21 protein-coding genes are annotated in these 20430 nt (G+C 66.7%); 3 read left to right on the plus strand and 18 right to left on the minus strand.

From position 1 onward, the window contains the following. Nucleotides 1–293 precede the first annotated feature (293 nt). Nucleotides 294–1544, minus strand: a complete 1251-nt coding sequence (murA, locus tag HPC46_RS29680) for a UDP-N-acetylglucosamine 1-carboxyvinyltransferase (RefSeq protein WP_179475703.1) — start codon at nt 1542–1544, stop codon at nt 294–296. 62 nt (nt 1545–1606) lie between these two features. Here murA and HPC46_RS29685 point away from each other — a divergent pair, with 62 nt between their 5' ends. Beyond that, entirely contained in the window at nt 1607–2200 is a 594-nt protein-coding gene (locus HPC46_RS29685; RefSeq protein WP_179475704.1) for a cob(I)yrinic acid a,c-diamide adenosyltransferase, read from the plus strand. Here the strand turns inward: HPC46_RS29685 and HPC46_RS29690 are convergent, their stop codons facing one another. The 16 genes from HPC46_RS29690 to fadD1 all read right to left on the minus strand — a co-directional run bounded on the left by HPC46_RS29690 (nt 2201) and on the right by fadD1 (nt 16655). Next, a complete protein-coding gene (locus HPC46_RS29690; protein WP_179475705.1) occupies nt 2201–2644 on the minus strand; it encodes a DUF2550 domain-containing protein in 444 nt (147 codons plus the stop codon). It lies immediately after the preceding gene. Nucleotides 2645–2659: 15 nt separating this feature from the next. Beyond that, on the minus strand, nt 2660–3025 hold the full coding sequence (locus HPC46_RS29695) for a F0F1 ATP synthase subunit epsilon (protein WP_179475706.1): 366 nt from the start codon (nt 3023–3025) through the stop codon (nt 2660–2662). Between the two features lie 62 nt (nt 3026–3087). Further along, nucleotides 3088–4515, minus strand: coding sequence for a F0F1 ATP synthase subunit beta (atpD, locus tag HPC46_RS29700; protein WP_005148266.1), 1428 nt, complete (start codon nt 4513–4515; stop codon nt 3088–3090). A 29-nt stretch (nt 4516–4544) separates the two neighbouring features. Continuing rightward, a complete protein-coding gene (locus HPC46_RS29705; protein WP_179475707.1) occupies nt 4545–5468 on the minus strand; it encodes a F0F1 ATP synthase subunit gamma in 924 nt (307 codons plus the stop codon). A 7-nt stretch (nt 5469–5475) separates the two neighbouring features. Continuing rightward, nucleotides 5476–7125, minus strand: coding sequence for a F0F1 ATP synthase subunit alpha (atpA, locus tag HPC46_RS29710; RefSeq protein ID WP_179475708.1), 1650 nt, complete (start codon nt 7123–7125; stop codon nt 5476–5478). A gap of 59 nt (nt 7126–7184) precedes the next feature. Further along, a complete protein-coding gene (locus HPC46_RS29715) occupies nt 7185–8516 on the minus strand; it encodes a F0F1 ATP synthase subunit B/delta (protein ID WP_179475709.1) in 1332 nt (443 codons plus the stop codon). A 3-nt stretch (nt 8517–8519) separates the two neighbouring features. Continuing rightward, nucleotides 8520–9047 carry a F0F1 ATP synthase subunit B gene (locus HPC46_RS29720; RefSeq protein WP_179475710.1) on the minus strand — a complete coding sequence of 176 codons (528 nt, stop codon included), beginning with the start codon at nt 9045–9047 and terminating at the stop codon, nt 8520–8522. A 5-nt stretch (nt 9048–9052) separates the two neighbouring features. Continuing rightward, the gene (locus HPC46_RS29725; protein WP_036343982.1) at nt 9053–9304 is read right to left on the minus strand and encodes a F0F1 ATP synthase subunit C; all 252 of its coding nucleotides are present in this window, start codon (nt 9302–9304) and stop codon (nt 9053–9055) included. Between the two features lie 70 nt (nt 9305–9374). Continuing rightward, nucleotides 9375–10130 (minus strand): F0F1 ATP synthase subunit A, encoded by a 756-nt coding sequence (gene atpB, locus HPC46_RS29730; RefSeq protein WP_179475711.1) that lies wholly within the window; start codon nt 10128–10130, stop codon nt 9375–9377. 7 nt (nt 10131–10137) lie between these two features. Continuing rightward, nucleotides 10138–10614 carry an ATP synthase subunit I gene (locus HPC46_RS29735; RefSeq protein ID WP_179475712.1) on the minus strand — a complete coding sequence of 159 codons (477 nt, stop codon included), beginning with the start codon at nt 10612–10614 and terminating at the stop codon, nt 10138–10140. Between the two features lie 236 nt (nt 10615–10850). Next, nucleotides 10851–12041 carry a glycosyltransferase family 4 protein gene (locus tag HPC46_RS29740; RefSeq protein ID WP_179475713.1) on the minus strand — a complete coding sequence of 397 codons (1191 nt, stop codon included), beginning with the start codon at nt 12039–12041 and terminating at the stop codon, nt 10851–10853. Continuing rightward, on the minus strand, nt 12041–12694 hold the full coding sequence (locus tag HPC46_RS29745) for an L-threonylcarbamoyladenylate synthase (RefSeq protein ID WP_179475714.1): 654 nt from the start codon (nt 12692–12694) through the stop codon (nt 12041–12043). The genes HPC46_RS29740 and HPC46_RS29745 overlap by 1 nt, the downstream gene beginning before the upstream one ends. Then, on the minus strand, nt 12691–13560 hold the full coding sequence (gene prmC / locus HPC46_RS29750) for a peptide chain release factor N(5)-glutamine methyltransferase (protein WP_179475715.1): 870 nt from the start codon (nt 13558–13560) through the stop codon (nt 12691–12693). Before prmC ends, HPC46_RS29745 begins: the two co-directional genes overlap by 4 nt. Continuing rightward, entirely contained in the window at nt 13557–14624 is a 1068-nt protein-coding gene (gene prfA, locus HPC46_RS29755; RefSeq protein WP_179475716.1) for a peptide chain release factor 1, read from the minus strand. The genes prmC and prfA overlap by 4 nt, the downstream gene beginning before the upstream one ends. An 89-nt stretch (nt 14625–14713) precedes the next feature. Continuing rightward, nucleotides 14714–14944 (minus strand): 50S ribosomal protein L31, encoded by a 231-nt coding sequence (gene rpmE / locus HPC46_RS29760; RefSeq protein WP_179475717.1) that lies wholly within the window; start codon nt 14942–14944, stop codon nt 14714–14716. Nucleotides 14945–15083: 139 nt separating this feature from the next. Next, a complete protein-coding gene (gene fadD1, locus HPC46_RS29765) occupies nt 15084–16655 on the minus strand; it encodes a fatty-acid--CoA ligase FadD1 (protein WP_179475718.1) in 1572 nt (523 codons plus the stop codon). A gap of 174 nt (nt 16656–16829) precedes the next feature. Between fadD1 and HPC46_RS29770 the strand changes: the two genes are divergently transcribed. Together HPC46_RS29770 and HPC46_RS29775 are read left to right on the plus strand one after the other, a co-directional pair. After that, nucleotides 16830–17456 (plus strand): TetR/AcrR family transcriptional regulator, encoded by a 627-nt coding sequence (locus HPC46_RS29770; protein ID WP_179475719.1) that lies wholly within the window; start codon nt 16830–16832, stop codon nt 17454–17456. 84 nt (nt 17457–17540) lie between these two features. Then, nucleotides 17541–18344, plus strand: a complete 804-nt coding sequence (locus tag HPC46_RS29775; RefSeq protein WP_179475720.1) for an RsiV family protein — start codon at nt 17541–17543, stop codon at nt 18342–18344. A 12-nt stretch (nt 18345–18356) separates the two neighbouring features. Here HPC46_RS29775 and rho read toward each other — a convergent pair whose 3' ends face one another. Further along, the gene (gene rho / locus HPC46_RS29780) at nt 18357–20228 is read right to left on the minus strand and encodes a transcription termination factor Rho (RefSeq protein WP_179475721.1); all 1872 of its coding nucleotides are present in this window, start codon (nt 20226–20228) and stop codon (nt 18357–18359) included. Nucleotides 20229–20430: the final 202 nt, after the last annotated feature.

The raw sequence follows: 20430 nt of genomic DNA on the forward strand, positions 1-20430 counted from the left end.
AAAACCCCCACACCAACAGGCGCAGGCAGAATTCGAATCAGAACAAGCCTGAAACCAAACAAAGACACCAAAACTGGCATCACAAACACCACACCCCAGCACGGGGGTACCAGAATGCGGCAAAAAACAACAACAAACAAAAACCACCAAACACACTATTGAGTTCTCAAACAACACACCCGGCTGACACCCGCCAGCAGGCAACCCTGCCAACTTACTACAAGTCTTTGGCGGCGTCAACTGCCGCTGCCCTCCCGTTTCCGGGTCCGGCGCGGCTTGGCCGACCGCCTACATTACACGCGTTCTATCTCAGCTCCAAGTCGGGCCAGGTTCTCGACGAACAGCGGGTAGCCGCGGTCGATGTGAAACACGTCGTGAACTTCGGTTTCGCCGTCGGCGACCAGTCCGGCGAGCACCAAACCGGCACCGGCGCGGATGTCTGAGCACCACACCGGCGCACTGGACAGCTGCGGCAGGCCCCGCACCACCGCGTGGTGGCCGTCGGTCCTGGCGTCGGCGCCCAGGCGGATCATCTCCTCGACGAACCGGAACCTCGCCTCGAAGACGTTCTCGGTGATCATCGACGTCCCGTCGGCAACTGACGCCAGCGCGATCGCCATCGGTTGCAGGTCGGTCGGAAAACCGGGGAACGGCAGCGTCGCGACATTGCCTGCCTTCGGGCGCTCGTACTGGACCACCCGGAACCCGTTGTCGTGCTGGGTGACGGTGGCGCCTGCGTCGTGCAGCTTGTGCAACACCAGCTGCAGATGAGCCGGGTCGACGCCGGTGACCGAGATGTCACCGCGGGTCATCGCGGCGGCAATCCCCCACGTCGCGGCGACGATGCGGTCCCCGATCACCCGGTGCTCGGTCGGATGCAGTCGCGGGACGCCGGTGATCGTCAGCGTCGGTGTTCCGGCACCCTCGATCTGGGCGCCCATCTGATTGAGCATCTCGCAGAGGTCGACGACGTCGGGCTCGCGCGCTGCGTTGTGGATGGTGGTGACACCGTCGGCGAGGACGGCGGCCATCAGGATGTTCTCCGTCGCGCCCACCGACGGGAACTCCAGCTGGATCTCGGCGCCCTGCAGTTTCTCGGCGGTCGCGACCACACACCCGTGCTCGATGTTGCAGTCGGCGCCGAGCTGGCGCAGGCCTGCCTGGTGCATGTCCAACGGTCGCGAACCGATCGCGTCACCACCGGGAAGCGCGACACGCGCGCGCTTGCATCGGCCGACCAGCGGTCCGAGCACGCACACCGACGCCCGGAACTGGCGCACGGCGGCGAAATCGGCTTCGTATTTGGGCTCATCGGGCGACGTGATCCGCACGGTCGGACCGTCGAGTTCCACATTGGCTCCGAGGCCACGCAAGACCTCGGCCATCAGCGGCACATCGAGAATGTCCGGGCAGTTGGTGATGGTCGTGGTGCCCTCGGCCAGCAGACTGGCGGCCATCAGCTTCAGAACGCTGTTCTTGGCGCCCCCGACGGCCACTTCGCCAGACAACCGGTTACCGCCGGTCACTACGAAACGCTCGCCCACGGGGAAGAGTTTAGTGGAGCCAGCACCGTGTACCCGCGCACTCGGCCGGTACGGTTTGACCCATGGCAGTGCATCTGACCCGCATATATACCCGTACCGGCGACGACGGCACCTCGGGACTGAGTGATTTCTCACGGGTCGAGAAGAACGATCCCCGTCTGATCGCCTACGCCGACTGCGACGAGGCCAACGCGGCGATCGGTGTGGCTGTCGCCCTGGGTGCGCCCGGCGACGACCTGCGCAAGGTCCTGCTCCAGATCCAAAACGACCTGTTCGACGCGGGCGCCGACCTGTCCACCCCGGTGGCCGAGAACCCCGAATACCCGCCGCTGCGCATCACCCCGCCGTATATCGAGCGGCTCGAGGCGTGGTGCGACCACTACAACGACGCGCTGCCGGCCCTGAACTCGTTCATCCTGCCCGGGGGCACTGCCCTGTCGGCGCTGCTGCATGTCGCGCGCACCGTGACCCGGCGCGCCGAGCGCTCGGCATGGGTCGCGGTGAAGACCAATCCGGACACCGTCAGTGCGCTGCCCGCCCGCTACCTCAACCGGCTCTCGGACCTGTTGTTCATCCTGTCGCGGGTGGCCAATCCCGACGGTGACGTGCTGTGGCAGCCCGGCGGTGCGAAAGCCCAAGGGCCCGAGAACAAATAGTCACGCCGTGCGGCGGCGCGCCCGCGGCGACGGACTGGACTCGACCCAGGACAGGAACGCCGTCAGCGCTCCGCGGTCCAGCGCCACCTCGTATCCGCGCCACCGGTCGACGGTGGTGTCGTGCAACTCGAGCACGACGATCGCATCGGTCATGATGTCGAACTCGTCACCGCGCGGGGCCCGCCGGGAAATGACCTCCAGGCCGCGCCTGCTCAGCCGGCGATCCGGCCACCACCGCAGACTCGACAACCGGTAGTACCTGGCCTCGTCGCCGCGGTAGCGGATGACACCGTGCCGCCAACCATGACCCCCGACCGCCGGGATGTCCCGCAGGATCGCGGCCGTGCCGCCCTGCCGCAGCTTCCACAATCGATAGCTGAGGGCAGCAACGGCCAGCAACAGCACACTGACCAGCGCGACCATGAAGATCATCGGCGCGCTCATCAGTCGCTGGGCCGGCTAGTCGAGCTGGCCTAGGGCGCGCAGGCGCGCCCTACCCCGGGCAGCGGTCTCCGGATCGTCGGACGCCGCATCGGATTTGGCCGACTCCGCATCGATCTCGGACTCGAACTCCGCGGACTCGGCGAGGATCGTGACGCTCTCCTCGGTCACCGACAGATAGCCGCCGTCGACCGCGATACGCAGATCGTCCTCGCCTTCCCGCTCGACGCGCACCATCGCGTCATCCACCAGCTGTGCGACGAGCGGGATGTGGCGAGGCAGGATGCCGATCTCGCCCGACGTGGTGCGGGTGAAGACGAACGTCGCCTTACCCGACCAGATCTTGCGCTCGACGGCGACGATGTCGACGTCCAATTCGGCCATCTCACATCACCTTTCGCATATGGAATCGCGCTCAACCCATTGGTTCTTCGCGCAAGCGCTCATCACAGCTTGGCGCCGAGGCTCTCGGCCTTCTTCGCCAGGTCATCGAGGCCACCGATCAGGAAGAACGCCTGCTCGGGCAGGTGGTCGAACTCGCCCTTGGCCAGCTTGTCGAAGGCCTCGACGGTCTCCTTGAGCGGCACGGTCGAACCGGGCTGGCCGGTGAACTGCTCGGCGGCCATCATGTTCTGGCTCAGGAAGCGCTCGATCTTGCGAGCCCGGTACACCAGAACCTTGTCCTCTTCGGAGAGCTCGTCGATACCGAGGATCGCGATGATGTCCTGAAGGTCCTTGTAGCGCTGCAGGATCCGGATGACTTCCTGGGCGACGCGGTAGTGCTCGTCGCCGACCACGCTCGGGTGCAGGATCGTCGAGGACGATGCCAGCGGATCCACGGCCGGGAAGATGCCCTTGGAGAACACCGCGCGGGAAAGCTCGGTGGTGGCGTCCAAGTGCGCGAACGTGGTGGCCGGCGCCGGGTCGGTGTAGTCGTCGGCGGGCACGTACACGGCCTGCATCGAGGTGATCGAACGACCACGGGTCGAGGTGATGCGCTCCTGCAGCTCACCCATCTCGTCGGCCAGCGTCGGCTGGTAACCCACCGCCGACGGCATCCGGCCGAGCAGCGTGGAGACCTCGGAACCGGCCTGGGTGAACCGGAAGATGTTGTCGATGAAGAGCAGCACGTCCTGGCCCTGCTCGTCACGGAAGAACTCCGCCATGGTCAACGCCGACAGGGCGACGCGCATACGCGTGCCCGGCGGCTCGTCCATCTGACCGAACACCAGGGCGGTGTCCTTGAGGACGTTGGCGTCGGCGAGCTCGACCCAGAGGTCGTTGCCCTCACGGGTGCGCTCCCCCACGCCGGCGAACACCGAGGTACCACCGAAGTTGCGGGCGATGCGGTTGATCATCTCCTGGATGAGCACCGTCTTACCCACGCCGGCGCCGCCGAACAGGGCGATCTTGCCGCCGCGCACGTACGGGGTCAGCAGGTCGACGACCTTCAGGCCGGTCTCGAGCATCTCCGTGCGGGGCTCGAGGTCGGCGAAGGCCGGCGGCTTGCGGTGGATCGACCAGTGTTCGAAGTCCTTGCCGTAGCCGGGCTCGTCGAGGCAGTCGCCGAGGGCGTTGAAGACGTGACCCTTCACGCCGTCGCCGACCGGCACCGAGATCGAGGCGCCGGTGTCGCTGACCTCGACACCGCGGACCAGCCCGTCGGTGGGCTGCATCGAGATGCAGCGGACCAGGTTGTCACCCAGGTGCTGGGCCACTTCGAGGGTCAGGGTCTTGGCGAGCGCGCCGAAGGCGATGTCGGCGTGCAGTGCGTTGAACAGTTCGGGCACCGAGCCACGCGGGAACTCGACGTCCACCACCGGGCCGGTGATGCGGACAACGCGTCCGGCGGTCTTCTCTGCAGTAGCAGTCATTTCCTCTTCGCTTTCGATTCCTACGTGGCTTACCTGGCGTCGGCCAGCGCGTTGGCGCCGCCGACGATTTCGCTGATTTCCTGGGTGATCTGCGCCTGACGCTCGCGGTTGGCCGCCAACGTGAGCGCCTTGATCAGATCGTCGGCGTTGTCGGTCGCCGACTTCATGGCGCGACGCCGAGATGCCGACTCCGATGCCGCGGCCTCCAACAGCGCCGCGTACACGCGGGTCGCGATGTAGCGCGGCAGCAGTGAGTCGAACAACTCCTCGGCATTGGGCTCGAACGAGAACAGCGTGTGCGGGCCGGTTTCCGCTTCACCGACGTACTCGACGACCATCGGCGCGATCCGCAGCGCCGCGGCCTGCTGAGAGAGCATCGACTTGAACTCCGTCGACACGATGTGCAGCTCGTCGACGCCCAGGATGCCGTCGGGCCCGGGGTCGTCGCCCTCGTCGTCGACACCGGACATGAACGCGCTCACCAGCGTGTCGGCGATAGCCTTGGCGTCCTCATAGCTGGGGCGCTCGGAGAAGCCGGTCCACGACTCGACGACCGTCCGCTGGCGGAAGTTGTAGTAGCCCAATGCTTTCCGCCCCACGACGTAGAGCACCGGGTTCTTGCCCTCTTCACGCAGAAGCGAGAACAGTTCTTCGGCCCGGCGCAACACGTTTGCGTTGTAGCCGCCGCACAGACCGCGATCCGAGGACACCACCAGCACGCCGGCCCGCTTGGGGTTCTCCCGCGCGACAAGCAGCGGGTGATCCAGCGCGCTGGCACCCGCGAGCTCGGTGAGCATGTTGGTGATCTGGGCGGCGTAGGGCCGGGCCGCGTCGACCCGGGCCTGCGCCTTGGCGATCCGCGATGTGGCGATCAGCTCCTGGGCCTTCGTGATCTTCTTGATCGACGAAGCGGAGCGGATCCGTCCGCGTAGCTCGCGAAGTGTGGCTGCCATTGCTTGTCTACTTCTTCTTCGGAGCCGGCTTACGGACCTTGACGGATTCCTTCTCCAGGTCCTCGGGGTCCAAGGCTTCGGCATGCTCGTCGCCGACGACCACCGAGCTGCCGTCGCTGGCGGCGAAGCCCTTCTTGAAGTCGTTGATCACCGACACCAGCTTCTCCTCGGCCTCCTCGGAGAGCTTCTTGGACTCCTTGATACCGGTGAGGATATCGGCGTGGCTGGCCTTCACATGCTCCAGGAACTCGGATTCGAAGCGCGAAACATCTTCGGCGGGAACTGAATCCAGGTGACCCTGGGTGCCGAGGAAGATCGCGACGACCTGATCCTCGACCGCCATCGGGCTGTACTGGGGCTGCTTGAGCAGCTCGACGAGGCGCACACCGCGGTCCAGCTGAGCCTTCGATGCGGCATCCAGGTCGGAAGCGAAGGCCGCGAAGGCCTCCAGCTCGCGGTACTGCGAGAGGTCCAGACGCAGCGAGCCCGCCACCTCTTTCATCGCCTTGATCTGGGCGGCACCACCGACGCGGGACACCGAGACACCGACATTCACGGCCGGGCGCACACCCTGGTTGAACAGATCGGACTCCAGGAAGCACTGACCGTCGGTGATCGAGATGACGTTGGTCGGAATGAACGCCGAGATGTCGTTGGCCTTGGTCTCGATGATCGGCAGGCCGGTCATCGAACCGCCACCGAGCTCGTCGGAGAGCTTTGCGCACCTCTCCAGCAGACGGGAGTGCAGGTAGAAAACGTCGCCGGGGAACGCTTCGCGGCCCGGCGGACGGCGCAGCAGCAGCGAGATCGCGCGGTAGGCGTCGGCCTGCTTGGACAGGTCGTCGAACACGATCAACACGTGCTTGCCGTTGTACATCCAGTGCTGGCCGATGGCCGAACCCGTGTAGGGCGCAAGCCATTTGAAGCCGGCGGCGTCGGAAGCCGGTGCCGCGACGATGGTGGTGTACTCCATCGCACCGCCCTCTTCGAGAGCCCGCTTCACCGAAGCGATCGTGGTGCCCTTCTGGCCGATCGCGACGTACACGCAGCGCACCTGCTGGTTGGGATCGCCGGTCTCCCAAGCTTCGCGCTGGTTGAGAATGGTGTCGACGCACACGGCGGTCTTGCCCGTCTTGCGGTCACCGATGATCAGCTGGCGCTGGCCGCGACCGATCGGCGTCATCGCGTCGATGGCCTTGATGCCGGTCTGCAGCGGCTCGCCGACGCCCTGGCGCTGCACCACCGAGGGGGCCTGCAGCTCGAGCTCGCGGCGACCCTCGGCCTCGATGTCACCCTGACCGTCGATGGGCTGGCCCAGCGGGTTGATGACACGGCCCAGGAAGGCGTCGCCTACCGGCACCGAGAGCACCTCGTTGGTGCGCTTGACCTGCTGGCCCTCGGCGATCTTCTCGAACTCACCCAGGATGACCGCGCCGACGCTGTGTTCATCGAGGTTCAGCGCGACACCGAGAACGCCACCCGGGAACTCCAGCAATTCCTGCGTCATCACCGAGGGCAGACCCTCGACGTGCGCGATGCCGTCGCCGGCGTCGATGACGGTGCCGATCTCCTCGCGCCCGGTATCCGCCTCGAAGCTCGAGACGTACTCCTGGACGGCGCCCTGGATGTCGTCAGCCGAGATTGTCAACTCTGCCATGGCTTTTCGTCTTCCTGCCTTTGTTTTGGGTCTTGGGGTTCGTAGGGCTAGTCGGTCGGCTAATCCGGCAGTTGCGTCACGGCCGCCTCGAGCCGTGAGGACAACGTCCCGTCGATCACCTCATCGCCGACGGCGACCGAAAGGCCGCCCAGCACAGAGGGATCGGTGTTCAGCTGCACCGAAACAGGGTGGTGGTAGATCCGGGTCAGCACCTGAGCCAGTCGGGTGCGCTGCTCTGCGCTGAGCTCGGCGGCCGCACTGACGTGGGCGACGATCTCGCCGCGGCGGGCGACGGCGAGCTGGGCCAGTGCCAGCACCGCTTCGTCGGCGCGCTCGCCACGCACCAGGCTGATGGTCTGGACCAGCAGGGCGGTCGCGGTCGCGTTCGCGCCGCTGCCGTCACCGAGGAGCTTGCGCACCAAGGCTACCCGGCCATCGGCAGGCGTGGTGTAGTCACCGAGCAGGGAGCTCAGCTGGGGCTGCTCGTCGAGAATGCGGGTGAAACGGAAGAGCTGTTCCTCGACCTCGTCAGCCTGGTTGTCGCGCTCGGCGCGAACCAGCAGGGCCAGCCGGGCGACATGTTCGATGACGTCGACCAGATCCCCTGTGAGAGACCAGCGCACTGACACGGCGGTCTCGAGCACATCCATGGCGTTGGCTCCGACCTTGCCGTCCAGCAGCCGGTGCACCAGTCGTTTCTTGGCGTCGGTCTCACCGGAGGACTCGGCCAGATGGCGGGCCAAGATCGGCTCGCCGATCAGGAGCCCGGCCACCGAGGCAAGGTCATCGGACAGGGTGGACAGGTCGTCGGTCGACAACCCGGAAGACACCGCGTCGAACTTCGCCACCACCGCGGCCTGCGCCTCACGGCTGGCCGACCGCAGATCTGAGCCCGTCTCTGGGGCGAACGCCGCCGGCGCCATCGAATCCAGCTCGTCCAGGAAGCGATCGACGGTGGCCGACTGGGCCTGCGCGTCGGCGACGTGGGAGCGCACCAACTCGCCCGCACGCCGTACCGACTCGGCGCCGAGATCCTGGCGCAGCTGGCGGATCAGCTGGGCGCGCAACAATTGAACCTGTTGCCCACCTTGAACTTTGATCCGCTCCACCTCGACGTCGGCCTGCGCACGAAGCTGCTCCACGATGCGCTCGGCATCGGTGCGGGCCTCTTCGACGATGTGCTTGGCCTCGGCCTTGGCTTCCTCGACCCGCGCGGCGTGGTGCTTGTCGGCGTCAGCAAGGCGCTTGGTGGCCTTGGCGCTGTCGTCGAGCTGCGTGCGCACCGCGTCCTTCTGGTTGGCCATCATGCTTTTCAGCGGCGGCACCACGTACCGCCAGATGATCGCCACAATGACCAGAAAGCCGATGAGCTGTCCGATGAAGGTTGACATGTCCTACCGTCCCGGCGCCGTTGTCGCCGACTCGCTGGAGGCGGTGCTAGTGAGGCTGACACCCAGGACCCGGCTGGCCAGCGTCGCAGAGAGCGTGTCCACCGACGACCTCAGGTCTGCGGCGATGGAATCGCTCTGCTGCTTGAGCTGATCGGCAGCCTGCTGCAAGGTTGCCGTCGCTTCCTCGCTGGCGCGGCCTTTGTGCTCGTCGAGGATCTTGCGACCCTCGGCCCTGGCCTCGTCACGAATGCCCGATGCCTCGGTGCGGGCCGCGGCCATCTCCTTGCGATAGTCGGAGTCGGCAGCGGCCTCGAACTCGTTGGCCTTGCGGTTGTCCTCGGTGGTCTTGGCGACCATCTTCTCGCGCTCACCGAGCACCTTCTGGATCGGCGGCACGACAAACTTGCCGATCACGCCCAGCACGATCAAGAAGATGGCCAGTACGAAGAAGAAGGTGCCGTTGGGGATGAGGAAGTTCTGGGTGCCCCCGCCTTCCTCAGCCGCCAACAGGGTGACGCTGTGCTCCCCCATGCGTACTAGGAAGCGCCAGGCGTGGCGAACACGAACAGGGCCATGAACGCCAGGTTGATGAAGTACGCCGCCTCCACCAGACCAACGGTGATGAAGAACGGGGTGAACAGGCGGCCCTGGGCCTCAGGCTGCCGGGCGATGCCGGAGATCAGCGCGTTACCGGCGATGCCGTCACCGATACCGGCGCCGATGGCGCCGCCGCCCAGGATCAGCCCGCCGCCGATCAGGGCGCCCATGACGATTTGGGGGTCTGCCATTCCTTATCCTCCTTGATAGCTGGTAGGACTCCTACCAGGGGTACGGGTCGTTCGGGGTCGAACACGTCTTTTAGTGATGCTCCTCATCCAGTTCCATGGACTGGCTGAAGTAGAGAATTGTCAACAGCGCGAAGATGAACGCCTGGATCAAGCCGACGAACAAGTCGAACGTCTTCCAGATCGCGTTGGGCGCCCACTGGATGTACCAGGGGAACATCGCAATCAGCGCGACCATGATGCCGCCGGCGAAGATGTTGCCGAAAAGTCGGAGCGACAGCGAGATCGGCTTGGCGATTTCCTCGACGAGGTTGATCGGGGCGAGGAACGCGACATGGCCCTTGAGCAGTTTCACCGGATGGCCGAGCAGACCGCGCCGCCAGATACCGGCCGCGTGGTAGCAGAGGAACACGAACAGCGCGAGCGCCAGCACGAAGTTGATGTCGGCGGCCGGGGGCTTCAGCAGCTCGTGCGTGGCGCCTTCGGCGTTCTGGTACTGGACCGGCAGAACCGAGATCCAGTTCGAGATCAGGATGAAGATGAACAGTGCGACCGCCAGCGGCAGCACGAACGGCGCGACCTTCATGCCGATCGCGGCTTCGATCTGGCCGCGCATCTGGGTGGTCAGGGTCTCCCAGAACAGCTGGATACCGCTGGGCACGCCGGTCGAGGTGACCTTGGCCCGCAGCACGAAGGCCAGCGCGATCACGATGGCACCGGCGATCGCCGTCGCCAAGACGGTGTCGACGTTGACCGTCAGCCCCAACCAGTGGGCTGTCTCGTGGTGGCCGACCTCGATGGCGGCCTCGGCGAGGATCCGTTCACTCATCGTGTGTTCAATCCTTCGGTGCTTCGTCTGCGGAGCCAGCAGCCCCGGGGGTTGCAGTCAGGTCGACGTCGTCTCCGGTGCGCATCTTCTTCCACACCGGCAACGCCGTGCTCAAAACCAGCAGAACTTGGAACAACGCCAAGCCGAAAAGAACGCCCAGTCCGAGCGGGCGGAACAAGATCGCAATCGCCAGCCCGATCACCGAGATCACCAGCAGCCGGGTCGCGGAGTTCAGCGCCATCTTGCGCTTCAGCGGGTGATCGCCAGCGGTGATCGACTCCACCGACCGCTGCACGAGCACCGCATTGAGCAGTCCCAGTGCCAGGCCGATGCCGAAGAAGACGCCGAACATGAGGTAAGGCCCGGCCGCTGCGGCCGCAATGATGGCCAACGCCGTGAGCGCAGCACAGATCGCAAGCAGCCGCACGGGCCGGAAGGCAACGGACGGAAACACCAACGGCGCATCTTGCGCTGGCGTCGTCACAGGTTCACCTCAATCTTGCGTTCTCGAGAGCCGGTCGAGCGATTTCTGCGTGCTGGTCCGCCGAGCGTATCGGAGGGCGACAGGCGCGCTGGAATCACCCAAGGGGCAGCTCCCTTTGTCGGTCGTAAATCGGCGCCGATCGGGCGTGACTCCGATGGGCCGGGCCGGCAACCCGCGAGGTTTCTTCGGGTTCTGCCAGTAACGTACCACATGGTAGACGGCAGAAAACACGTCTACTACTTACTGTCGTAAAGTCCCTCGTAATCGTCGTCGCGACGACGCAACAGCGGGATCAAAGTGACCACGATGGCGACCCCGATCGCAGCCAGCATGACCGCTCCGGTGTAGCGCGGGTCGAAGAAGATCGTGGCGGCCGCGCCGAACGCGATGATGCCCACCCACAGATAAATCAGCAGCACGGCGCGGCGATGCGAGTGCCCGATCTGCAGCAGCCGGTGGTGCAGATGCATCTTGTCCGGGCTCAGCGGGCTGCGGCCGGCGCGGGTGCGCCGCACGATGGCGAGCAGCGTGTCCAGGGCCGGCACCAGCATCACCGCTACTACCAGCAGGAACGGCGAGAGCAGGGCGAAGACGTCGCGCGCGCCGTAGGCGCTCTGCGAGATCGGCCCCGCCGCCGTGGTCGACGCGGCGGCCAGCATGAGGCCGACGAGCATCGACCCGGAATCGCCCATGAAGATCTTGGCGCGGTAGAAGTTGTGCGGCAGGAAACCCAGACAGGCGCCGGCCAGCACCACCGATATCACCGCCGGCGGGTAGAACAGCACGTCGCCGCCGTGGTCCCGCAGCAGGCCGACCGAGAAGATGCAGATGGCCAGCGCGGTGATCAGTCCCAGACCCGCAGCCAGGCCGTCGAGGCCGTCGACGAAGTTCATCGCGTTGACGATCGACACCGTCAGCGCCAGGGTCAGCAGGATCGACGACACCTGATCCAGCACGATGGTGCCGACCCCGCCGATCGGGATGTACAGCACGCTCCACGCGACACCCATCGTGACCAGCACGCTGGCCGCTGTGATCTGTCCGGCGAACTTGGTCAGCGCGTCCAGACCCCAGCGGTCGTCGATCAGCCCGATGCCCATGATCAGGCCCCCGGCGACGACGACCGCGGGCATGCCCGACGAGTAGATGAAGCCGCGGGCCAGCGCCGGCAGCTGCGAGGCCAGGAAGACGGCGGTGACCACACCGACGTACATCGCCAGCCCGCCCATCCGTGGGGTCGGCTTGATGTGCACGTCGCGCTCGCGCGGATAGGCCACCGCGCCTAACCGGGTGGCCAGCACCCGCACCCAGCCGGTGGCGAAGTAGGTGATGATCGCGGCGGTCAGGCCGACGAGGGCCAACTCGCGCAACGGAACACCGGCGCCGCGGTCGGCGAGCGTGCTGGCTAGGAGATCAAGATCAGGCATCAGGCCGTCAGTGACGCGACGTCGGTACCGAGCACCTCGGCGATGGCCGCGGCGCTGATCGGGCCCTCGCGCAGCACCCGCGGGGTAGGACCGGTCAGGTCGACGATGGTCGATGCGGCCTGCTCCTGGGACGGCCCGGCGTCCAGATACACAGTCACCAGATCGGCCAGCTGACGCTGCGCCTCCTCCGATGTCGTCGCCGCCGGACGCCCAGAGAGATTCGCGCTGGACACCGCCATCGGGCCGGTCTCACGCAGCAGTTCGATCGCCACCGGGTGCAGCGGCATCCGCAGCATGACGGTCCCCCGCGCGTCACCGAGATCCCATTGCAGCGAGGGCGCCTGCGCAACGACCAGGCTCAGCGCGCCGGGCCAGAAGGCGCGGATCAGCTCGCGAGCACTGTGCGGCACCGAATACACCAGGCCCTCGATCGTGTGCCACGAACCGACGAGCACGCCGACCGGCATATCGCGCCCGCGCCCCTTGGCCGCCAGCAGTGCGGCGACGGCCTCACTGTCGAAAGCGTCGGCGCCGATGCCGTACACGGTGTCAGTGGGCATGACGACCAGCCGCCCGCTCTTGACCGCGGCGGCGGCCGCAGCGATGGCCTCGGCGCGCCGACTGGGGTCGGCGCAGTCGAACACCTGGGTCACACTGGCTCCTTCTCGTCGGGCTCGTCGGGTCGGTCCCGGCAGGCCGTCACGAACCGCGGGCGGTCGGCAAGATCGCGATGCGGGGTGATTGCGGTGAAAAGCTCTGTGCTGCTGATGGTTTCGACGGTTTGGTCCGATGTGGTGTCGTCGTGTTCGACGGCGAACCACCCGCCCGGCTTGAGCCAGCCACCGGCAAGGCGCGCGATCGGCGCGATGACGGCCATTCCGTCGGCGCCACCGAACAAGGCGTGCGCCGGGTCGTGGTCGGCCACTTCGGGATCCAGCTGTGCCCCGGCAGGAATGTACGGCGGGTTCGACACCACGAGGTCGACGCTACCGGTCAGATCTGTGAGCAGACCGGGGACGGTGACGTCGGCCTTCATCAATTCGACCGTCGTCGATTCCGCGTTGCGCCGCGCGTAGTCCAGCGCCGTCGCGTCGTCGTCGACCGCGATCACCCGGGCCCGTGGCCAGTGCGCCGCAAGCGCGATGGCCAGCGCACCCGATCCGGTGCACAGGTCGATGATGATCGGCTGGTCGGGTAATCGCCTCGCCAGTGCCCATTCCAGCAGGGCCTCGGTCTCCGGGCGCGGGATGAAGACCCCCGGCCCGACGTGCAGCTCCACCGAGCCGAACGCCGCCGAGCCGGTGATGTGCTGCAACGGGATCCGGCTGCAGCGGGCTTCGATCACCTCGTCGTAGCGGGCGAAGAAGTCGGCATCGGGTTCGTCGACGGTGGCCAGCCTGCCGCGGGTGACGCCGGCGAGGTGGGCGGCCAGCAGCTCGGCGTCCGTGCGGGCCGAGTCGATACCCGCCTCGGCGAGGGCGGCGGTGGCCACATCGATGGCCTGCCGCAGGCGCATCATGCCTGTTGCAGCCGGGACTGCTTGTCCGCCTCGGCCAGTGCGTCCAGCAGCGGGTCGAGGTCACCGTCGAGTACCTGGTCGAGATTGTGCGCCTTGAAGTTGATCCGGTGATCGGCGATCCGGTTCTCCGGGAAGTTGTACGTGCGGATCCGCTCGCTGCGGTCGACGGTGCGGATCTGGCTGGCCCGGTCGGCAGAGGCGTCAGCAGATGCCTGCTCCTCGGCCAGGGCCTGCAGGCGCGCGGCCAGCACCACCATCGCGCGGGCCTTGTTCTGCAGCTGGCTGCGCTCGTTCTGGCAGGTGACGACGATGCCGGTGGGCAGGTGGGTGATGCGCACGGCCGAGTCCGTGGTGTTGACGCCCTGGCCGCCCTTGCCCGAGCTTCGGTAGACGTCGATCCGCAGATCGGATTCGTCGATCTGAACCTGCTCGACGTCTTCCGGCTCGGGATAGACCAGAACGCCCGCCGCCGATGTGTGCACCCGGCCCTGGGATTCGGTGACCGGAACCCGCTGGACGCGGTGTACCCCGCCCTCGAACTTCATCCGCGACCACACGCCGTCGGCCGAGTCGCCCTTGCTGCGGATCGACAGCGTGGCGTCCTTGTAGCCGCCGAGATCCGACCACGTTTCGTCGAGCATGGTGACGGTCCAGCCGTGGCGCTCGGCGTATCTGATGTACATCCGAGCGAGGTCGGCGGCGAACAGCGCCGACTCTTCGCCGCCCTCACCGGATTTCACCTCGAGAACGATGTCGTCGGCGTCATGCGGGTCGCGCGGCGCCAGCAGATCGGTCAGATGCGTGTCGAGCTCGGCGACCTTGGCTTCCAGCTCGGGCACCTCGGCGGCGAACGACGCATCCTCGGCGGCCAGCTCGCGGGCGGCCTCCAGATCTCCGCGCGCGGCTTCCAGCCTGCGATACGTCGTGACGATCGGGGCCAGCTGGGCGAACCGTCGCCCGACCCGGCGCGCATTACCCGCATCGGCGTGCAGCGCGGGATCGGACATCTGACGTTCGAGGTCAGCGTGTTCGGTCAGCACGGCCTCGACTGACGTGTTCGTCATGCCTGCTTCCCTCTCTGCTCAGCTGGTCCCAAACGCAAACCGACGCCCGGCCTGCGCGCATGGCAGCAGAGCGGGCGTCGGTAACGCAGCTAGTTGTCGGCAGTGTCCGCAGTCTTGCGCTTTCCGTAGCGCTTCTCGAAGCGGGCGACGCGACCGCCGCTGTCGAGGATCTTCTGCTTACCGGTGTAGAACGGGTGGCACTGCGAGCAGACCTCGACCACGATGTGGCCGCCGTCCTTGGTGCTGCGAGTGCTGAAGGAGTTGCCACAACCGCAGACCACGGTGGTCTCGGCGTAGGCGGGATGAATCCCTTGTTTCATGGTGTCCTCTGCATTCTGTGGTCGCCGGGTCGCCCACCAGGTTTTCCCTGGTAATCGAGCGTGAACCGGTACCTGAGGTGGTCGACGGTCCAGTATGCCAGGTAGACCGCCACCAGCCCAAACGCGTCGTCGCCGGCGGCTATTCCGCGTACGTCTTGGCCCGGGCGGCGCGGGTCCACACCACACCGCCTCCGGGGTCGGTGCCGCGGGTGATCAGCTCTCGCTTGAGCACCTTGTTGGTGGCGGTGGCCGGGAGCTCGTCGGCAATCCAGACATGACGCGGCCAGGCCTTGGGCGACAGGTCGGACTGCTGCGCCAGGAACTGGGCAAACTCCGCCGGTGTGAGTGCGGCGCCGTCGGACAACACGATCGCCGCCATCACCTGGTCTCCCACATGTTCGTCGGGCACCGGATACACCGCGACCTGACTGACCTGGGGCAGCCGCTGGATGATGCGTTCGATCGGCGCAGCGGCCATGTTCTCGCCGTCCACTCGCATCCAGTCCGCGGTGCGCCCGGCCAGGAAGATCCAGCCGTCGGCGTCGCGGTAGCCGAGATCACCGGACCAGTACATGCCGTGCCGCAGGCGTTCGTCGGTGGCTCCCGCGTCGTTGTAGTAGCCGCCGAACATGCCGCCGCCGGTGGTGTTGACGATCTCGCCGATCGCCTCGTCCGGGTTGGCCAGCGCTCCGCTGTCGTCGAAAATCGCTGTGGCGCATTCTGTTCGGGTCTCCGAGTGGTAGATCGCCACACCGGGGAACCCGCGGCCGACCGAACCCGGCGGACAGTTGTCCTCGCGGGTGATGATGACCGCGCCCTCGGTGGAGCCGAAACCGTCCCACACCGCGCACCCGAAGCGACGGCTGAATTCGGCGATGTCGCGATCGGTGGCCTCGTTGCCGAACGCGACCCGCAGCGGATTGTCGTGATCGTCGGCTTGTTCGGGTGTGGCCAGCACGTAGGCCAGCGGCTTGCCCACGTAGTTCATGTAGGTCACGCCGTAGCGGCGCAGATCGGGCAGCAGCCCGGACGCCGAGAACGCCGCAGGAACCATCGCCGCCCCGGCGCCGAGCGCCACTGCCCAGCCCGCCATCAACGCGTTGGAGTGGAACAGCGGCATCGACAGGTAGCAGACGTCGTCAGCGGTGATCGAGAACCGCTCGACCAGCGCGACGCCGGCGAACGGCACCATCATGTGCGCGACCTGGACCGCCTTGGGCTCGCCGCTGGTGCCGGAGGTGAAGATCAGCATGAACGTGTCGGTCGCGGTGACTTCCCGGTGCGGGGTCAGGTCACCGGCCCCGGCCAGCAGGTCGGCCCATTCCTGCGAGTCGACGTCGAACACCCGGACTCCCGGCAGTTCGAGTCCGTCGAGCAGCTCGCGGTCGGCCGAGTCGGTGAGCAGGATCTGACAGTCGGCCTTGACGATGTCCCGGGCCAGCGCCGCACCTCGCCGGGTGTTGTTCACCCCGCATAAGACGTATCCGCCGAGGCCGGCCGCCGCCATCGCGGTCAGCATCGCGGGGGTGTTCCCCAGCAGCGTCCCCACATGCAGCGGCCGGTCGGGATCGGCGATCGCGATCAGCGCCGCCGCCTGCCGGGCGGCCTCGTCAAGATGTTCACGCCAGGTCCACACCCGGTCGCCGAACTTCACTGCCGGGGTGGATTCGTCGAGGCGCTCGCGGAGCAGCTGCTGGACGGTCTCGGCCACGGAACTCCCGTCTTTGGTCATCTCCCGCGATATGCGGTGCCTTACGTCACAATAGAAGCGCAGGGTAAACAGAATGACAAATCTGTCTACCCGCGCAGCGGGACCCCGCGGGTCCCGCGTTTGCAAGGATGTCCACAGCAGGACTGTCGCGTCGACACAAGGAGGACCACAAAGGTGACTGCCAGCACCGACGCCGACAGCAGGCAAGGCGCCAAATCCGTCCAGGAGCGATTGGTCGATGCCGCCGAACTCTGCTTGCGCGCCAAGGGCATCCGGGCGACGACAGTCTCCGAGGTGGCCGAGGCCGCCGGCGTGTCACGCGGGTGGCTCTACCGGCACTACCCCGACAAGGCGTCGCTGCTGGGCGCGGCCATCGTCCGGCTGAACAACGCGTTCTGGGCCGAGTCGCACGAGGTGCTCGACGGTCTCGCCACGTTCGAGGAGCAACTGGCGGTCGGGGTGCGGCTGGGCCGAAGCGCCTACGACTCCCCCGGCGCGCTGGTGATGCAGCTGCGCCGTGACGAGCCCGAGGAGTTCGCGGCATGCGCGGGCGCCGGGGTGCAAGGCCTGGTCCCGGATCTCGGGCGGTTCTGGCAGCCCTACCTGGAAGCGGCACGCGACCGCGGCGAGATCCACTCCGACACCCAACTCGACGAGGCCGCCGAGTGGGTGGCCCGGGTTCAAATCAGTCTCGGCACAGTTCCCGGCGAGACGCTCGACCCCGACGACTACGACGCGGTGCTGCGCTACATGCGGCGGTACGTGTTGCCCGGCCTGAGCGTGGCGCCCGCGGCGCAGTGACGCCGCGACATGAAAGCCTTTGGGCGACAAGCGTAATCACGATCTGCGCGCGACCACCAGTCGGCTCCTGACACAATGTCCCCCATGGGGACATGCAGCCGCCGGGGGGCGGTCTTGGTTGCAGCTTTGGCCATCGGACTCACCGCATGCGGCGGGTCCACCACCACGACGGCGAGCACAACCGCCGCCACCACGGCAGAGAAAACGCCGGCCAGCCCCGGCGCGTCACCGACCACGGCCGCACCGAGCAGCGGGGTCTCCAACGACCAGAAGTATTCGGTCACCCGCTCGACCGCCGGCGACGCCACCGCGGACGGCAGGGGCCGGTGGACGTTGGTCGTCGACACCATCACCGGCGGTGACCCGCAGGTGGCCGGAGCGTTCAACAGCGCGGTGCACGACTCGGCGGAGGGGCAGCTCGAACCCGTCAAAACCGGTGCTGACCCGGACGGAACATGGACCTTCGAAACCCAGCCGCAGATCTACTTCGGCGGGGCTTCGGTGTCGGAATTGATCAGCGGATTGTTCGTGCCGGTACCCGCGGCGCATCCGACCAGCTACATCAGCACGGTGGTGATCGATTCGCGGACGGCAAAGCCGATCACGCTCGGGGATCTGTTCGCCGACAAGCAGGCGGGTCTGGACAAGCTTTCAGAACAGACGAAGCTCCTGTTGCCCGCGGTGAGCGGAGTGGGGCCGACGCCCATGCCCGACGAGCCGGGCAATGCGCCGACCGAAGCCAACTTCGCCAATTGGATCCCGACGCCCGATGGCCTTCAGATCCACTTCGCGGACTATCAGTTCTTCCACGGGACGCCGACGATCACAGTGCCGTGGTCGGCACTGGATGGTCTGCTGGCGCCCGGGATGGACGCCCTGCGAACCTGAGGTCAGCCCGGACTAGTCGATATCGCCGGCGCCGTTGCCGCCGCCGCCCGGCGCCGTCTTGGACACCTGGACCAGGAACTCATAGTTGTTCTTGGTCTTGCGCAGCTGGCTCATCAACAAGTCGATGGCCTGGTGCGAATCCAGCCCGGACAGCACGCGGCGCAGCTTGTGCACGATCGCGAACTCGTCGGGGCTCAGCAGCAGTTCGTCCTTGCGGGTGCCCGACGGGTTGACGTCGACGGCCGGGAACACCCGGCGCTCGGCGATCTTGCGGTCGAGCTTGAGCTCGGCATTGCCGGTGCCCTTGAACTCCTCGAAGATCACGGTGTCACCGGTCGAGCCGGTCTCCACCATGGCCGTCGCGATGATGGTCAGCGAGCCGCCGTGCTCGATGTTGCGGGCCGCGCCGAGGAAGCGCTTCGGCGGATACAGCGCGGTCGAGTCCACACCACCGGACAGGATGCGCCCCGACGCCGGGGACGCGTTGTTGTAGGCGCGGCCCAGGCGGGTGATCGAGTCGAGCAGCACGACGACGTCCTTGCCCTGCTCGACCAGGCGCTTGGCCCGCTCGATGGCCAGCTCGGCGGCCTGGGTGTGATCTGACGGCGGACGGTCGAAGGTGGAGGCGATGACCTCCCCCTTGACCGAGCGCTGCATGTCGGTGACCTCTTCAGGTCGCTCGTCGACCAGGACCACCATCAGGTGGCATTCGGGGTTGTTGCGCGTGATCGCGTTGGCGATGTCCTGCATGATCGTGGTCTTACCGGCCTTGGGCGGCGACACGATCAGGGCGCGCTGGCCCTTGCCGATCGGCATGATCAGGTCGATCACGCGGGTCGTCAGCCGGTCGCTGGTGGTCTCCAGGCGCAGCCGCTGGTTCGGGTAGAGCGGCGTCATCTTGGTGAAGTCCGGCCGGTTCTTGGCCGCTTCGACCGGACCGCCGTTGACACTGTCGAGGCGAACCAGCGGATTGAACTTCTGGCGCTGGTTGTTCTGCTCGCCCTCCTTGGGCACCCGGACCGCGCCGGTGACGGCGTCGCCGCGGCGCAGGCCGTTCTTGCGCACCATGTTCATCGAGACGTAGACGTCATTGGGCCCGGCCAGGTAGCCCGAGGTGCGCACGAACGCGTAGTTGTCGAGCACGTCGAGGATGCCGGCCACCGGCTGGACGACGTCGTCCTCGCGAAGCTCGGCGTCGTTGCCGCCGCCCTCGCCGCCCTGCCGCTCACCACGACGGCGACGGTCACGGAACCGGCGCCCGCGACGACCCTGACGGTCGTCATCGTCGCCGTCGCGGTTCTGGTTGTCGCCGCGGTTCTGGTTGTCACGGTTCTGGTTGTCGCCGCGGTTCTGGTTCTGCTGGCCGCCTTGGCCCTGGTCGGACTGGTCACGGCCGCCGTCGCGGTTGTCGGACTTGGGCTCACGCTTTTCGCCCTGCTCGGGGCGATTGTCCTGAGACTTCTGCTGCTCGGCGTTCTCGCCGCCGGCGGCCCCGGCATCGCGGGTTGCGGCCCGGCGCTCACGGCGCCGCGGCTCGTTACCGTTGGTTTCGTCGTTCTCGGTCTTCTTGGCGTTCTGGCGAGGTTCGCTGGGCTGCTCGGCAGGCGCCGGTGCAGCGTCGTCGGCGCGGTGGCTGGTGCCGTTGCTGCCGCCGTTCTGGTGCTCCTTGATCGCGGCGATCAGGTCGCCCTTGCGCATGCCGGAGGTTCCCTTGACACCAACTTTGTTGGCCAGGGCACGAAGCTCGGGCAGGACCATCGTCGACAGAGAGCCGGTCGCGCCGGCATCCCCACTCGGGGCGCCCGAGGGGATTTCTGCGGTCACGGCGGGCGTCTCCGTCTGCGGGGCGCGCTCTTCAGCCGTGATCAGGTCCGTATCGGTCACGGATTTCCTTTCTTCCCTCACCGTTTCGTCGGGGCAAGGGGTTCTGGCATTCAGCCGATTCGCTGAATGCGAAGTCTCACCATCGTCTGTGCGTCAACGGTGATCGCCGGAATTCGCGGCTACTTGGCGAACCGTCAGGCCACGAGTTGAACACAAGAGAAATTGGTGGTCGTCCTAGTGTCGGCGCAGGAACAGTCGCTGC

It is taken from the genome of Mycolicibacterium vinylchloridicum (assembly GCF_013404075.1).
Classification (GTDB): domain Bacteria; phylum Actinomycetota; class Actinomycetes; order Mycobacteriales; family Mycobacteriaceae; genus Mycobacterium; species Mycobacterium vinylchloridicum.